This is a genomic window from Corynebacterium sp. HMSC061H03, from assembly GCF_001838215.1.
GTDB lineage: Bacteria > Actinomycetota > Actinomycetes > Mycobacteriales > Mycobacteriaceae > Corynebacterium > Corynebacterium jeikeium_D.
Map to the genome: position 1 here is coordinate 1 of NZ_KV836050.1, position 15,335 is coordinate 15,335.

General features: G+C 59.9%; 14 protein-coding genes and 1 tRNA gene. 10 read left to right on the top strand and 5 right to left on the bottom strand.

Annotated elements, in window-relative coordinates; translation table 11 throughout:
* Window positions 1–51 precede the first annotated feature (51 nt).
* The 5 genes from HMPREF2787_RS01485 (at window position 52) to HMPREF2787_RS01505 (ending at window position 4,014) form a co-directional block, all read left to right on the top strand.
* Complete coding sequence (locus HMPREF2787_RS01485; RefSeq protein WP_070603775.1) at window positions 52–831, top strand: tRNA threonylcarbamoyladenosine dehydratase; 780 nt, start codon at window positions 52–54, stop codon at window positions 829–831.
* The gene (locus HMPREF2787_RS01490) at window positions 828–1,613 is read left to right on the top strand and encodes a TatD family hydrolase (protein ID WP_246824140.1); all 786 of its coding nucleotides are present in this window, start codon (window positions 828–830) and stop codon (window positions 1,611–1,613) included. Before HMPREF2787_RS01485 ends, HMPREF2787_RS01490 begins: the two co-directional genes overlap by 4 nt.
* Before the next feature lie 83 nt (window positions 1,614–1,696).
* A tRNA-Glu gene (locus tag HMPREF2787_RS01495) sits at window positions 1,697–1,769 on the top strand.
* Window positions 1,770–1,877: 108 nt separating this feature from the next.
* Window positions 1,878–2,834: a lactate/malate family dehydrogenase gene (locus tag HMPREF2787_RS01500; protein ID WP_069358800.1), complete on the top strand. Its 957-nt coding sequence runs from the start codon at window positions 1,878–1,880 to the stop codon at window positions 2,832–2,834.
* A gap of 70 nt (window positions 2,835–2,904) precedes the next feature.
* The gene (locus HMPREF2787_RS01505) at window positions 2,905–4,014 is read left to right on the top strand and encodes an acyltransferase family protein (protein ID WP_070858184.1); all 1,110 of its coding nucleotides are present in this window, start codon (window positions 2,905–2,907) and stop codon (window positions 4,012–4,014) included.
* Here the strand turns inward: HMPREF2787_RS01505 and HMPREF2787_RS01510 are convergent.
* Window positions 4,008–4,433 carry a carboxymuconolactone decarboxylase family protein gene (locus HMPREF2787_RS01510; RefSeq protein ID WP_016422516.1) on the bottom strand — a complete coding sequence of 142 codons (426 nt, stop codon included), beginning with the start codon at window positions 4,431–4,433 and terminating at the stop codon, window positions 4,008–4,010. The two genes, HMPREF2787_RS01505 and HMPREF2787_RS01510, sit on opposite strands and share 7 nt — an antisense overlap.
* The gene (locus HMPREF2787_RS01515) at window positions 4,417–5,319 is read right to left on the bottom strand and encodes a LysR family transcriptional regulator (RefSeq protein ID WP_070858185.1); all 903 of its coding nucleotides are present in this window, start codon (window positions 5,317–5,319) and stop codon (window positions 4,417–4,419) included. The genes HMPREF2787_RS01510 and HMPREF2787_RS01515 overlap by 17 nt, the downstream gene beginning before the upstream one ends.
* 69 nt (window positions 5,320–5,388) lie before the next feature.
* Between HMPREF2787_RS01515 and HMPREF2787_RS01520 the strand changes: the two genes are divergently transcribed.
* Window positions 5,389–6,312: a TDT family transporter gene (locus tag HMPREF2787_RS01520; RefSeq protein ID WP_246824141.1), complete on the top strand. Its 924-nt coding sequence runs from the start codon at window positions 5,389–5,391 to the stop codon at window positions 6,310–6,312.
* Here HMPREF2787_RS01520 and HMPREF2787_RS01525 read toward each other — a convergent pair whose 3' ends face one another.
* Together HMPREF2787_RS01525 and HMPREF2787_RS01530 are read right to left on the bottom strand one after the other, a co-directional pair.
* The gene (locus HMPREF2787_RS01525) at window positions 6,313–7,503 is read right to left on the bottom strand and encodes an MFS transporter (RefSeq protein WP_070858187.1); all 1,191 of its coding nucleotides are present in this window, start codon (window positions 7,501–7,503) and stop codon (window positions 6,313–6,315) included.
* Window positions 7,503–8,228 (bottom strand): IclR family transcriptional regulator, encoded by a 726-nt coding sequence (locus HMPREF2787_RS01530; protein ID WP_070858188.1) that lies wholly within the window; start codon window positions 8,226–8,228, stop codon window positions 7,503–7,505. The genes HMPREF2787_RS01525 and HMPREF2787_RS01530 overlap by 1 nt, the downstream gene beginning before the upstream one ends.
* A 65-nt stretch (window positions 8,229–8,293) precedes the next feature.
* On the opposite strand from HMPREF2787_RS01530, the gene leuC reads away from it, so the two are divergent.
* From leuC to HMPREF2787_RS01550, 4 genes are all read left to right on the top strand, one after another.
* A complete protein-coding gene (leuC, locus tag HMPREF2787_RS01535; protein ID WP_069358793.1) occupies window positions 8,294–9,721 on the top strand; it encodes a 3-isopropylmalate dehydratase large subunit in 1,428 nt (475 codons plus the stop codon).
* 62 nt (window positions 9,722–9,783) lie between these two features.
* A complete protein-coding gene (leuD, locus tag HMPREF2787_RS01540; protein ID WP_069358792.1) occupies window positions 9,784–10,374 on the top strand; it encodes a 3-isopropylmalate dehydratase small subunit in 591 nt (196 codons plus the stop codon).
* A gap of 48 nt (window positions 10,375–10,422) precedes the next feature.
* Complete coding sequence (locus HMPREF2787_RS01545; RefSeq protein WP_070858189.1) at window positions 10,423–11,823, top strand: 3' terminal RNA ribose 2'-O-methyltransferase Hen1; 1,401 nt, start codon at window positions 10,423–10,425, stop codon at window positions 11,821–11,823.
* Window positions 11,824–11,825: 2 nt separating this feature from the next.
* Window positions 11,826–14,294: a polynucleotide kinase-phosphatase gene (locus HMPREF2787_RS01550; RefSeq protein WP_070858190.1), complete on the top strand. Its 2,469-nt coding sequence runs from the start codon at window positions 11,826–11,828 to the stop codon at window positions 14,292–14,294.
* 3 nt (window positions 14,295–14,297) lie between these two features.
* Here HMPREF2787_RS01550 and HMPREF2787_RS01555 read toward each other — a convergent pair whose 3' ends face one another.
* On the bottom strand, window positions 14,298–15,278 hold the full coding sequence (locus tag HMPREF2787_RS01555) for an NUDIX hydrolase (RefSeq protein ID WP_210401185.1): 981 nt from the start codon (window positions 15,276–15,278) through the stop codon (window positions 14,298–14,300).
* Window positions 15,279–15,335 lie beyond the last annotated feature (57 nt).

The following is a 15,335-nucleotide window of genomic DNA, read 5'->3' on the forward strand; positions in this document are numbered from 1 at the left end:
GCATGCGGACACACTTTTCTTTACTTAACCCGACTATGACCAGGGGCGACTATGACCAGTGAACGTTTCGCACGACTAAAGCTTCTCCTAGGGGAGGAGGGGCTAGAAACGTTGGCTGAATCTACCGTCATGGTTGTCGGACTCGGAGGCGTGGGGTCTAGTTGTGCCGAAGCTCTTGCCCGAGGCGGCGTGGGCAACCTCATCTTGATCGACGGTGATGTCGTGGAGCCGAGCAATCTCAACCGTCAGGCGCTGGCTTTTGTCTCCACGATTGGCCGGGTCAAAGCCGAGGTTATGGAGGCGATGGTTGCCGATATCAACCCGGATTGTACGACCTATGCCCGTCAGATTTTTCTTACACGCGAAAACCTGGCGGAGGCCTTCGAGCAGTTCCCGCGTCCGGATTACATCATCGACGCTATCGACGATGTCACCGGCAAGATTGAGATCGCGCAGTGGTGCGCGGAAAATCGCATCCACCTCATTTCCGCTATGGGTGGCGGAAATAAGCTCGACCCAGCTCGGCTGACTTTCTCGAAAATCAATAAGACTAAGGTCTGTCCGCTGGCGAAGGTCGTCCGTCAGGTGTGTATCCGCCGACGCATTCGCGGTCTTGAGGTGCTGTACTCCTCTGAAGAACCAGTGCGAATTACAGATAAAGGCAGCGGCACCAAAGCGGAAACCCTCGGTACTATGAGCTACATACCGCCAATCATGGGGCAGATGCTGGCCGGAAAGGTCATTCGCCGTTTGCTCGGGTTCGAGGAAACCCCGCTGGCCCCGCGCATCGGCGGTCCGGCCGACGAAAACCAGCCACCAACGGAAAAATGATGCGGCTCATCGATACCCACTTTCACTACGATTTCCTGCCACCGGCTTCGCGCGAGTGCTTCAAAGCCGGCATTGCGCAGGAAGGCGTGGAGATCATCGCGCAGACAGTCCGCCCCTCCGGATTTGTCGAGATAGAGCGCGAAAATCTCCCCATGGCCGCAGTCGGCTATCACCCGTGGTATATCGACGGCAACTACGAGCGCGAGCTTGAGATATTTCGCAAGGCCCTTCCACGCACCCGTTTCGTCGGTGAGATTGGCTTAGACTTTGCGCCCCGCAGGCTTGACGACGTTCCCGCCGAGACCCAAATCCACGTCTTCACAAGCATTCTCGATGCTGTCCGAGCCTCGAGCCAGCCGCATATTCTGTCCATTCACACAGTCCGCAGCGCCGATAGAGTGCTTGATCTGCTGGAACCACGCTTGGGCTCCGACAAAGGGGTAGGGCTCGGTCAGAATCTCGTGCCCATCTTTCACCGTTTCGGTGGCACCAGCGATGAGCTGACCAGGCTTATCCGAGCCGGTGGCTACATCTCCGTCAATCCGCTCATGCTACGGATCAAACGCGGACGAGCCTATGTGTCGCAGGTGCCCGTCGATAGGCTTTTGCTGGAAACTGACCTTCCGCGCGAGCCCGGAAGCGGTGATGCGGCGGAGGCGGTCTCTGCCGAGGTCGTCGCGGCCTTGCGGGACACTGTCGCCGAAGTTGCGGCGCTGCGAAGAATGGATGAAGCAGAGCTTAAAAACGTACTGGCAAAAAATGTGGAAGCACTTGGAATTTAGCGCCTTGACCGGGCGATTTGCAGTTATTATCCACGTCTAGTGTATTGTTTAACAAGTCCGCAGCGCGCGGATGAAAGTTCTAAGCCCCGTTCGTCTAGCGGCCTAGGACGCCGCCCTCTCACGGCGGTAACACGGGTTCAAATCCCGTACGGGGTACAAAGATATATAGACAAGAGCCTTCACTCGTAATCGAGTGGAGGCTTTTGTCTTGCTGCTCACCCCTCCACCGCGGCACTGGATTTCCACAGTCCTAGTATCGAAACTATGAAACATTCAAAACTCGTTTGTATTGGTCTCGGTCACGTCGGTTCGTATGTCCTGACATATGCCATGGAATCCGGGCTGTTCGCTGAGATTGCCACGATTGACACGGCACCAGGCGTCGCGCATGGCGAGGCTCTGGACCAATCCCAGTCCACTGGTGTTCCCGGCACGGACTATGTCAATGTGCATGCTGGCGACTACAGCGATTGCACCGACGCGGATATGATTATCGTCGCTGCTGGTGCGTCCATTCTCCCTGATCCGGACGACCCGGATTCCCGTCCGGACCGTGCCGGATTAGCCAAGCTCAGCGGGGAAGTGGTTCGCGATGTCATGCCGGGAATCGTGAAGCATACGCACGATGCGATTGTCCTCTTTATTACTAATCCGCTCGATGCGGTGGTGCACTTGGCACATACCGAGTTCGATTACCCCGCGGAAAAGCTCTTTGGCACCGGCACGATGCTAGATTCGGCCCGACTGCGGTGGGTAGTTGCCAAGCAGCTGGGAATTGACCCAAAGTCAGTGACTGGCTACATGATGGGTGAGCATGGGCTTACTGCCGTACCGATTTTGTCCACACTGAACGTGCAAGGTGTGAGGTGGACAGAACTGGAAAAATGGCATGGCACGCAGTTGCCTTCACCGCAAGAAATTCAAGATGCCGTAGTCGGGGCAGCTTACGATGTTCTCAATGCCAAGGGCTGGACTAATGCTGGTGTTGCACGCTCCGCTTTGGAAATTGCCCGCGCGGTGATGCTGGATCAAAACAGCGTCCACCCGGTGTGTACACGCTTGGATGGTGAATACGGGTTGACGGATGTCTCGCTGTCGATGCCAGCGGTGATCGGCCGAGGTGGAATCATTCGTCGTATGCCGCCACAGCTAAACAGTTGGGAGCTGGAGCGACTGCGTGAATCTGCTCAGTACATCTTGAGCACCGTCGAAAACATGTAGAAGAAATTATGTAGATTCCACTTTTGCCGAAATAACACGGGGAAGTACTTTGCGCTCCTAAAGTATTGGCATGAATTCGGCCAAGTCCACCTACGTTCCGGAGCTGACCAGCATCCGCGCAATCGGCGCATTCGGCGTCCTGCTCACGCATGCTGCGTTTTGGACTGGAAATTACACCGACGATTGGTGGGGTCGCCTCAACGGTCGTTTCGAAATCGGTGTCACCATTTTCTTCGTGCTCAGTGCGGTTCTGCTCACAGGGCGCTGGCTCGGTTCGCCTGACGACGTCCCCGCGAACCGACCGGACTTGCGGAAGTATTTCACCAGCCGTGCGAAGAGAGTCCTGCCGGCCTACTGGATTGTGGTCACTGTGGCCTTTCTCATTCACACCGCAGACGACCCACCACCATCTGGTGGAGGGCTACAGGGCTGGTTGCGCACGATGTCGTTTACCCAGACGCTCCAATTCGGCTGGATTCACCCGGGCTTGCCGCAGATGTGGTCGATGGTGGTGGAAGTCGGCTTCTACTTGGTATTGCCGCTGGTGGGGCTTGGCATCTGGACGATCACAAAGGGGCGGCTACGGCCTGGTCCAACGTTGGCCATCATTATTGGTTTTGGCCTCATTGGGCCGGTCTGGACTGTGCTATCGCACCAGGAAAACCTGCTGCCGGTGGTGGCACGGCTGTGGCCGATGGCGTATTTCGACTGGTTCGCCATCGGTATGCTGCTGGCCTACGGTCGAAAGGTCGGATGGCGCGTTAATCTGGCCGCCAGCTGGCCGATAGCTCTGGTGCTGTTCGTTCTATCCACTACTACGCATGTGGGGCCAGCAACCTTGGTGCCGGATGATGTCGACCAGGCGTTGTGGAAGACCACGCTGTATGGTCTGTCTGCCGGCGCATTCGTGGCTCCGATTGCGCTTGGTACGGAGGTAAGGTGGCTTCGTCATCCAGCAATGATTTGGTTGGGGGAGGTCTCCTACGAGTTCTTCCTCGTCCACGTGTTGGTCATGGACTGGGTAATGAGCTTGATGGGTTATCAGACCTTCCAGGGCTCGATGTTGGCAGTGGCAATTGTCACCACTGCCATCGCCCTGCCATTGTCGTGGCTGCTGCGCCGCATCACTGATGTACTAACGCGGAGGCCAGGGCCTGAGAGCCCGTGGGCTGCCTACTGATCGTCGTCGTCAAGCGGGCCGAGCTCGGCAACGAGCACTTCCTGCGCGACCTTCATTGCGGACAGTGCAGCTGGTGCGCCGCAGTAACCGGAAGCGTGGACAATGGCTTCGGTGATTTCGGTGCGGGTCAGACCGTTGGCGAGAGCGCCCTTGATGTGGCCGCGCAGTTCCTCGGTGGCTCGCAGGGCCACGAGCATTCCAATGTTGAGCAGGGATCGATCACGCTTGGCCAGTCCTTCGCGGCTCCAGACAGAACCCCAGACTGTGGCGGTGATGTGCTTCTGCAGGGTCTCTCCGTCGGAGCCGGCGTTGCGAGAGAGGGCGGCATCGACGAATTCGTCGCCCATTACCTCGCGGCGGATTTGGATACCGGCATCGTAGCGGTCGGAGGAAAAGAGGTCATCATTGGGATTGCTCATGCTTGCTAAGTATAGGACTAGCAATGCGGATAAATTCCGAAATGTCTCCACTAGCTTCACTGCCACGACGCATAACCACGCTGAGGTTGCGAGTAAAAACGGTATCGGTGGGGACGATGACGATGCGCCCGAGCGTTACCTGATCGCGAATTGCGCCGCGGGCGATGATTGTTGGCGCTGCCAGCGCAATCATGCCAGCGCGCTGTGCCGAAAGGGAGCCAAATTCTCCGGCGGGTTCGGTGAGAGTGCCCAGTGCATCTTCCACCACCTGTCGGCTGCCGGAACCCGGTTCGCGAATAACGAGTGGCGTCGCGCGCAGTTCCTCGGCGGATATCTCGGCCCGCTCAGCCCACAAATGCCCAGTCGGCACGGCGAGGACCAGTTCGTCGGTGCCGATGATTCGTTCTTCGAGGTCGTGCCGACCAGCCTCGCCCTCTACCAGGCCGAAGTCCACCGCACTGTCGGCTACTAGTTGCCGCACCTCACGGGAGTTTGCCTGCACCATCGAAAGTTTGACTGCGGGATGTTGCCGGTGGAACTCTGCGGCCCAGCCGGGGTAGTAGAGCTCAGCGACAGTGTTGGACACCGCAAGGGTGAGGTGGCGGGGAACATTGTCGGAACGCAAGCTGGCGGCAATGCCCGAAAACTTGTGGCAGGCGGCGAGGAGGTCTGGGAGAGCGTCGATAAGCACTTGCCCTTTTTCTGTAGGGGAGACGCCGTAAGGAGAGCGTTCGAAGACTGTGATTCCCAGCGCTCTTTCCGCCCGTGCGATGCGTGCGGACATGGTCTGCTGATTGATGCCTAGCTCACGCGCGGCCTTGGAGATTGAGCCTGCACGGGCGGCGGTGAGAAGTGCTTCGAGTTCGGCCGCAGCGGAGGGGTACATGCATTTATGGTACCCCTCACAGAGTTTGGTGATAGCTGTAGCTGTGACAAGAACAAATACGGTATGAGCATGACCAACTCTTCTCGCCGTGATGTGCTGGCGCCCGCCGGGCCCGCGTGGGCAGGATCTCTGATGGGTACGTCCATCTTCGCCACGCTTGCGCACATCCATGACGTGCCGGTGATTCCGGAGCTTCTTCTAGTCATGGCGGTGGGCATTCTCGGCTTTATGGTGGTCGGCTGGCTGCGCCTTCGAAACCCGCCTTTCCACTCGAAGCTGATGGCGCCGTGGGGCATGCTCTCGATGGGCATCATGGCTCTCGGTAGTGCTGCGACTGCGCTAGCTAGTAACTCATCGTGGCAGCTGGCGTCCTGGTGGATCGGTGCGCCGCTGGCAATCTACGTCAGCCTTCGCCAACTGCGAGGATTCGAAGGCGAACCAACTTTTCAGTGGGGCCTCGCGCTAGTCGCCCCGATGGTGGCGGCGACAAGTGGCGCGCAGCTGAGCGTTGACTACGGCACGTTCTATCACGTCTGCGCACAAATACTCTTTTGGATGGCGTTGATTACCGTTCTGCCGATTTTCGTACGCTGCTACGTCGCGCTGTTCTCTGGCACCATGCGCATCCCCGATTCCATCGCCGGTACTGCCTGGATTCCGCTCGGGCTGGTCGGTCAGTCCACGGCCGCTGTGCAGCTGCTTTTCAACCGAACCTTCGCTGTCGCTTACGGCACCGCTGTGCTCATCGTCGGTGTCTTCCTCGCTGCCATTGCTTTACGACGATTCACCCGCGCCGTAATCAGTTGGGCCGGATACAGCCCTGGTTGGTGGGGTGCAACCTTCCCCGTGGGCACTCTGAGTCTTGGTACGCACAGTCTGGGTGACACTACCGGCGTGCAGTGGCTATACGTGATCAGCGCTGGGCTGCTGTGTTTGCTGGCTGTGCACTGGTGCGCGTGCGTGGCTCGATTTGTTTGGTGGGTGCGGAGCTAGCTAGTCAAGCTCGACCCGCACCCTCCCGTTGCGGTTCTGGTCTTCTCGTGGCGCAATACCCAGCGCGGCGGCGGGGAACAGAGCCGTGACGGCAAACAGTGCGGGGAAGCCCGCAGCGGCCACAATCGCACCCGAAACCGGAGGCGTTGCAGCGTAGATAATGTTCTGGAACGTGTTCTGCGTACCCATAGCGCGTCCGGACCAGAAGGGGCCTGCGTATTCAGCAACTGCGGTGAAGGCAAGACCATTCGGGCTGACCACGGCAACGGCCAGTGCGCAGACCAGCACAGTGCCAAGTGTGCGCCAATCAGCCCAGCTGGCAATCATCATTGCGACAGCCAGGATAAAAGTCGCACCCGAGACCCAGCGGTAGGGGCGGATGCGGGACCGAACGCGGTCGGAGATCACGCCCATCAATGCTCGCGATCCGGCACCGAGCAGCTGTGCGACCATCACAACCGTGCCCGCCGTGCTATCGGCATAACCCACGGACAACAGCCACACCAGAATGTAGGCGCCCATCATCGACTGCGGCCAGGACAGTAGCGCCGAGGCGATATGGATGCGCACAAGGTATTTGCCGTCGCGGTAAGGGCTGGCCGTGACGGTGGGGTTCGAGGCATCAGGGCGAGGGGGATTCTTCACTCCAACCAGCACAAGCAACGCCAGCACAGCACACAGAATTGCGGGCATCGCGAGTGCGACTCCGATGCTGTAGTTCTGCGCGAGAGGGTGCAGGGTTACCGCTGATAGTGCAGCGCCAAGGGGCTGAGCCATTTGGCGAATGCCCATCGCAGTACCGCGTTGATGCGGCGGATACCAGCCCGACACCACGCGGCCGGATGCAGAATTCACGCTCGCCGCCGCACATCCAGCGAGGAAGAGCGCAGCCCCGAGCAGGGCCGGGCTTGACGACGAAGCCAGCGCCGCAAGCCCCGTCGTCAAGGCGGTAGAAGTCAAGCCTGCGAACAGAGCTGCGCGTTCGCCGTAGCGGTCGACAAACCAGCCCCAGGCGATGAGTGTGAAAACAATACCGGCCGCCGGCATTGCTGCGACGAGACCGGCGGCGGAGAGGCTTAAACCGTTTTCCTGCAGGGATGGGATGAGAAAAGGCACACCCATGTGAACGACGGACGAACCGACCGCCGCGAACATGGACAGAAGTAGGACAAGGTGACGGTAAGCGGGCATTACAGTCGGGAGCTCATCTCCTCAGCGGCGGCGAGAACCTTTGCGCCCCAGCATTCATAGGGCGACGGAGTCATGCGCTCCACGGGGCCGGAGACGGATAGGACTGCAATCATGCGCTGGTTTCCGTCGAAAACCGGGGCGGAAACAGAGGCGAGTGCGGGGTCGCGCTCGCCCATGGACTCAGACCAGCCGAGACGTCGGCAGTCGTCGAGATCCTGTTGGTTGAAGTCGGCGTCGGGCAGCATGCGCTCAGCGAGATTGGCCGGGCCAAAAGCCAGCAGAACACGTGCGGCGGAACCCGCGGTCAGCGGCATACGAGAGCCAACTGGCACGGTGTTACGCAGGCCGGTGGCGGGCTCCATGGAGGCAATGCAGGTGCGGGTGTCGCCGGTGAGACGGTAGAGCTGCACTGACTCGCCGGTTACCTCTACTAGCTTCGGAAGGATGTGCGCTGCGGCGTCGGCAAGCAGGTCGGTGGTGACAGGCGTGATCTCGGTGAGGCCGGGGCCCGTCGTCCAGCGGCCGTCCGGAGTGCGGGTGACAAGGCGGTGTACTTCCAACGCCGTGGCCAGCCGATGGGCGGTGGCGCGGGGCAGGCCGGTGTCGTCACAGAGCTCGGCGAGGGTGCGTGGAGTTTCTGCAACAGACTTGAGAATGAGTACCGAACGGTCGAGAACCTTAATGCCACTTAGAGCTGGCGTCTCGGATGTGCTAATCTGTCCCATGCCATGATATTAACATCTCATTCCTTGAGATAAAAGAGATATATCCGGAAGGCGGCTCACCCACTATGCGCACCACGGACACCAGCCCGAAGACTCTGGCCGAGAAAGTCTGGCGTGACCACGTAGTCAAGCAAGGCGACAACGGCGAACCAGATCTGATTTATATCGATCTGCACCTCGTCCACGAGGTTACCTCGCCGCAGGCTTTTGATGGCCTCCGTCTGGCAGGGCGCAAGGTACGCCGCCCGGATTTGACCATCGCAACCGAGGACCACAACGTTCCGACTACTGTCGCCGGCGGCAAAATCAATCTGATTGAGGAACCGACCTCTCGTACCCAGATTGCCACACTGCGCAAGAACGCTGAGGAGTTCGGTATCCGCCTGCATCCGATGGGCGACCGCGAGCAGGGTATCGTGCACGTCGTCGGCCCACAGCTGGGCCTGACTCAGCCGGGCACCACCGTCGTCTGTGGTGACTCGCATACCGCCACCCACGGGGCTTTCGGTGCTATGGCCTTCGGTATCGGTACCTCCGAGGTTGAGCACGTTCTGGCTACCCAGACCCTGCCGCTGAAGCCTTTCAAGACCATGGCGGTCAACGTCACCGGCGAACTGCAGGATGGTGTTACCGCCAAGGATTTGATTCTGGCGATTATCGCCAAGATTGGCACCGGCGGTGGTCAGGGCCACGTTATTGAGTACCGCGGCGAGGCCATCGAGAAGCTGTCGATGGAAGCTCGCATGACCATCTGCAACATGTCCATCGAAGCCGGTGCCCGCGCCGGCATGATTGCTCCGGACGAGACCACCTTCGAATACCTGAAGGGGCGCCCGCACGCGCCGCAGGGCGAGCAGTGGGACGAGGCTGTCGCATACTGGAAGTCCCTGGTTACTGACGAGGACGCGAAGTTCGACAAGGTCGTCGAAATCGACGGTTCCGCGCTGACCCCATTCGTTACCTGGGGTACCAACCCGGGCCAGGGCGTGCCGCTGGGTGAGACCGTGCCGGACCCGGAGTTCATCGCTGAGGACTCCGACCGCATCGCCGCCGAACGTGCACTGGAGTACATGGATCTGAAGCCGGGCACCCCGATGCGCGACGTTAAGGTCGACGTTGTCTTCGTCGGTTCCTGCACCAACGGCCGCATCGAGGACATGCGCGCCGTCGCCGACGTGCTGAAGGACCGCAAGGTTGCCGACGGCGTCCAGATGCTCATCGTGCCGGGCTCCGCAAAGGTCCGCGCACAGGCTGAAGAAGAGGGGCTGGGCAAGATCTTCGAAGAGGCAGGCGCTGAATGGCGCATGCCGGGCTGCTCCATGTGCCTGGGCATGAACCCGGATCAGCTGACCCCGGGCCAGCGTTGCGCTTCGACCTCCAACCGCAACTTCGAGGGCCGTCAGGGCAAGGGTGGTCGTACCCACCTGGTTAGCCCTGCCGTCGCCGCAGCTACCGCCGTCGCCGGTCACTTCGCAGCACCGGCTGATCTCTAACTGACTCTCACTGCCGATCTTTGTACGACAGACCCAAGCAGAACTTCTAAGGATCTTTCACCATGGAAAAGTTTGATACTCACACCGGCGTCGGCGTTCCCCTGCAGCGATCCAACGTCGACACTGACCAGATCATCCCGGCCGTCTACCTAAAGCGCGTCACCCGCACCGGATTCGAGGATGGCCTGTTCAGCAACTGGCGCAATAACGAATCCGACTTCGTGCTCAACCGCCCGGAATACGCAAAGGGCTCCGTCCTCGTAGCAGGGCCGGACTTCGGTACCGGTTCTTCCCGCGAGCACGCCGTGTGGGCCCTGATGGACTACGGTTTCCGCGTCGTCATCTCCTCCCGCTTCGCCGATATCTTCCGTGGCAATGCCGGCAAGGCGGGGCTGCTCGCCGCACAGATGCAGCAGTCCGATGTCGAGCTGCTGTGGAAGCTGCTGGAGGCTAACCCTGGCATGGAGCTCACCGTCAACCTGGAGACCCGCACCGTCGAGGCCGGTGAGCAGGTCTTCCCGTTCGAGGTCGACGACTACACCCGCTGGCGTCTGATGGAAGGGCTTGACGACGTCTCCCTGACCCTGCGCAACGAAGCGGACATTGTGGCCTACGAGAAGAGTCGTCCGGCCCACAAGCCGAAGACGCTGTAGGTCAAAAAATGCTCTAGTCCAATCCGCGGTAGGCGTTAGACTTGCCGTATGTATCTGGCAATCACTAAACACTCTCGGCTCGGTGAATCTTCGCCTGCTGAATCGGCACGCGATTTGGGATTTATTTTGCGAAAGCATCCCGATCGCGTGCATGAGTCCGAGTTAAAGTTCGGTGTTGCCAGAGTCTTTTTCCCCACGGCTACCGATGCCGAATGCACGGCAGCCCTTTGGGTTGATATTGACCGCGATGAGCTGCTGAAACTCAAGCAGTACCGCGCTGATACGTTCAATCTGACCGGCTACATCAATGACCGGCAATGGGCCGCGTCATCGCTTATGACAGTGGCGCTGAAGTCCGTCTTCTCCACGGCGATGGTCATGGAAAAGCCCTCGCCTTACGACGAAACCCCGAGCGACCTCACCGCGACAGTCGCCGCGGTACCCGGCACCGAGGAAGAAATCCGGGCTCTGTTCGAACCGCTGGGGTGGAACGTCGCCTGCGATTTTTCGAACAATATTGCCGGCCAGAAGTTCTCACCGACGATAACGCTTTCGGGTAGGGCAACCGTCCGCGATTTGCTCAATCACCTGTATATTCTGCTGCCCGTCCTCGACGGTGGGAAACACTATTGGGTCGATGACCGGGAAATCGACAAGCTCGCCGCGCGTGCGCGGGACTGGCTACCGGAGCACCCACAGCGGGAGAGAATCCTGGGGCGCTACCTTGCGGATCAAAAAGGCCTGGTCAACGAGGCCGTCGTGAAGCTTGCTGGGGAAGCCGGGGAAGCCGGTGCAATCGAACTGCCCCGCGGTGACCAGCCAGCCAAGCCACTTAATCGACAGCGCCAAGAGCGAGTACTGCGTGAAGTACTTAGCCTGCGCCCGCGCAGTGTAGTCGACATCGGCTGCGGTTCCGGCGTGCTACTGGGGCCGATGCTGGAGAATCCGCGAATCGCGCAGATCGTTGGTACCGATGTTTCTGTGGGGGAGCTTCGTAAGGCGCACAAGGCGCTGAACCTAGATCGCATGCCGGAGCGCCAAGCCGCGCGGGTTGAGCTTTTCCAATCCTCGGTCACCTATGCCGATGAGCGCATTGCGAACATGGACGTGGCAATCCTGATGGAGGTCATCGAGCACATTGATGCCGACCGGCTGCCCGCGTTGGAGAACAACGTCTTTGGGCTCGCACGCCCGCAGTATGTCATCGTCACCACCCCAAATAGTGACTACAACGCTTGCTATCCAAACCTAGAGCCTGGACAGTTCCGACACCTGGATCACCGTTTCGAGTTCAGTCGCGCGGAATTTCGTCAGTGGGCCAGGGGCGTGGCCGAGAAGTTCGGTTATCTGGTGGACTTCGACGGTATTGGGGACGTGCACGAAACTTACGGCCAACCAACACAAATGACGGTCTTTTCCTACGACTTCACCGCAGCAGAGGAGAGCTAATTATGAGTACCATCTCACTTCCTAACCTCAGCTTGGTCATGCTGGTCGGTGTCTCTGGCGCTGGAAAGTCGACGTTTGCGGCACGGCACTTCGACCCGTTTGAAGTCGTATCCTCGGATACTTGTCGCGGCATTGTTTCCAACGATCCGAATAACCAGGCGGCGACGGCGCCTGCTTTTGAGCTGCTGGAGACGATCGTCGGCAAGCGCCTGGAAGCAGGCTTGCTCACCGTGGTCGATGCGACGAATGTGAAACCGCAGGACCGCGCCCGGCTCGTGAAGCTGGCGCGCAGACACCATGCGCTCAGTGCTGCTATCGTTTTGAATCTTCCGTTGGCGGAGGTGAAGGAGCGGCACAGGCAGCGCACTGACCGCAACTTCGGAGTGGAGGTGTTGGAGCGCCAGCACCGTGACCTGCGCCGAGGGCTCAAGCACCTGAAGCGCGAGAAGATTCACAACGTTCTCATCTTGAATTCCGCGGAGGAAATCGACAACGTCACCATTGAACGTGTGCCGCTGAAGGTCGATCGCAGCGATCTCCACGGCCCTTTCGACATCATCGGCGATGTCCACGGTTGCTTCGACGAGCTGACCGCACTGCTGGAGAAGCTCGGCTACGAGCTCTCGGCGGATGGCAGCAATGCTCATCACCCAGATGGCCGCAAGGCCATTTTCGTTGGTGACCTCGTTGACCGCGGCCCCAATAGCCCAGCCGTCTTGAAGCTGGTCATGGGGATGGTCTCGGACGGCAATGCTCTCTGCGTGCCCGGAAACCACGACTCTAAGTTGGTGCGCGCCCTCGACGGCCACAACGTCACCACGGGCCACGGGCTGGCCGAAACGCTCACTCAGCTCGCCGACGAAAGTGAGGAATTCCGGAGAGACGTCCGCGACTTCATCGACCACTTGCCGGTGCACTATGTGCTGGATGACGGCGCCCTGGTCGTAGCCCACGCGGGACTGCCTGAGCACCTCCATGGCAGGGCCTCTGGAAAAGTCCGCGAGTTCGCGCTCTACGGTGCGACTACTGGCAAGCTCGATGAAAATGGCCTGCCAGAACGTCTGGATTGGGCGGCGGACTACCGCGGTGCCGCCCGTGTTGTCTATGGCCACATGGAAGCGGACCGTCTGCGCTGGGTCAATAACACCATGTGCATCGACACCGGTTGCGTATTCGGCGGTAAGCTCTCTGCACTGCGCTATCCCGAACTAGAGAACGTGCAGGTCGATGCAAAGCAGACGTGGTGGGAGGCCCCATCCCGCAAGACCACCAACCGACCGGAGTCCGAGCTGCGTATCACTGACGTGTTAGACGTCGATGGTATCCAGACTGGGCGCCATGGACGCATCCGCATTGATAGTGACCGCGCGGCTGCAGCGCTGGAAACCATCAGCCGTTTCACGCTCGCGCCCGAGAGAATTCCTTACCTGCCACCGACCATGTCACCGGCGCCGACCTCACAGCGGGAAGGCTTCCTGGAACACCCGGAGGAGGCATTCCGCTACTACGCTGAACACACTGACCAGGTCATTTGTCAGGAAAAGCACATGGGTTCCCGAGCTGTGCTCTGCCTGATTCGGCCTGGAGCAAAGACCCGTTTCGGTGTTAGCACCTACGCATATACCCGGACGGGGCGTGCCTTCTTCGACGGTAAGAATCCAGCACTCGACGAAATGACCAAGGCCGCAGAGCGCGCCGGGCTTTTCGACCAATTCGGCGACTGGGTCCTGCTCGACGGCGAAGTATTGCCTTGGAATCTCAAGGCGCAAGGGCTTATCGACGACATCTATGCACCCACCGCTGCCGCGGGTATCGGTGCAGGGAGGCAGCTCGCGGTCGCTCTGCAGGCGGCAACCGACAGGGGAGTAGAGGTCGGCGGTCCCGCTCCAGAACAGACTCTGGACGAACTCGAGAAGTTCCGCGCTGCTTACAACCGCTATGTCGACAGCGACAACAAGATTCAGTTCGCACCCTTCCAAGTGCTGGCAAGTGAGGATGCCACCTGGCACTACAAGCCGCACTCATGGCACTTGGATATCGCGAACCAGCTGGTAGCAGCTGACAGTGAGATCTACCGGCAGACGCGCTGCTTCGTCCTCGACCCCAGTGACCCGGAACAGGTGGAGGCCGCATCGCAGTGGTGGTTGCAACTGACAGAGTCGGGCGGGGAGGGGGCCGTCGTCAAGCCAATGGAAAACGCGGCAGTGGATCGCCAGGTGCAGCCCGGTATGAAGGTGCGGGGGCGGGAGTATCTGCGCATGATTTATGGGCATGACTACCTGCACCCGCAGCGTCAAGAACGGTTGAAGCGGCGAAATCTGCAGCACAAGCAGTCATCGGCGCTGCGCGAGTATGCCCTCGGCATTGAGTCGCTGGAACGTCTAGCGGCGGGCGAGCCTCTGCATCGAATCCACGTCCCTGTCTTCGGCGTGTTGGCGCTGGAGTCAGAGCCGATGGATCCGAGGTTGTAGGGGCTACTTCACCGGCAGCGCCGAGGCGTAGTAATCAGCCGTGGTCATCACACCGTCGTTGAAGCCCAGCACCCAGGCAGAGCCCTTCTTGCACAGGATTTCCTCGTCGAAGGGCAGGGTGCCCTCAGCGGACCAGGCGGCAAGCAGGTCTGGGATGGTGATGCCCTGAGAGCAGATGACGCTGACTCCGCCTAGCGCGACAATGTCTTCGAATGCCTTCTTGGACTCAACCTGGTTGGCAATCCAGTGCTCGTCGCCAAGCCGTTCGTCGACTGTGACCTGCATGCCCAGCTCTGCGGCGAGTGGCGCGACGGTGTCCTGGCAACGCACGGGCTCGGCGGAGTAGACGCGCTCGGGGCGGAAGCCCTCCAGGGCAGAGACGAGCAGTTCCGCTTGACGACGTCCCTTCTTATCCAGTGGCCGCAGTGCATCATTGCCGTTCCAGTTGGTGCGACGGTGCGCACGCCCATGGCGAACCAGAATGAGACGGGTGTCCGGTTCCTTGTTCATGCGCTTGCGGGCCTTGACCAGCACGTCACGGTCGAGATCGTAGGACAGTAGCTCCTCGGCTTCGTCCCAGGAGACCCAACGAAGCTCGTTGACCTCGGAGTTCTGTTCGAATTCGCCGTCTAGAACCTCAGCGGTCCAGTACCAGACCAGCTTCGTGCGTCCGGCGACAGGGTAAGAGACGTTGCCGACGAGCTTGCCCAGACAGACGCGGTAGCCGGTCTCTTCCCAGATTTCGCGGACGGCGGTGGCAATGAGGTTCTCGCCGGCGTCGAGCTTGCCTTTCGGCAGCGACCAGTCGTCGTAGGAGGGACGGTGAATCACGCAGATTTCAGGGTTGTGGACATCGCCGCGCCATAGAACCGCGCCGGCCGCGAAGGTCGGCTTGGTGACATCCTGACCTGGCTTCGTTGGAATCTGGCGCAGGCGACCGGTCACGGAGGTATCGCCCTTGAGGTCCTTGTCCTCTTCGTGCATCATCGTGAATTCCCTTTCAATCCTTTGTCGCCGACCTAGTTTAGTATCGCAGTGTGA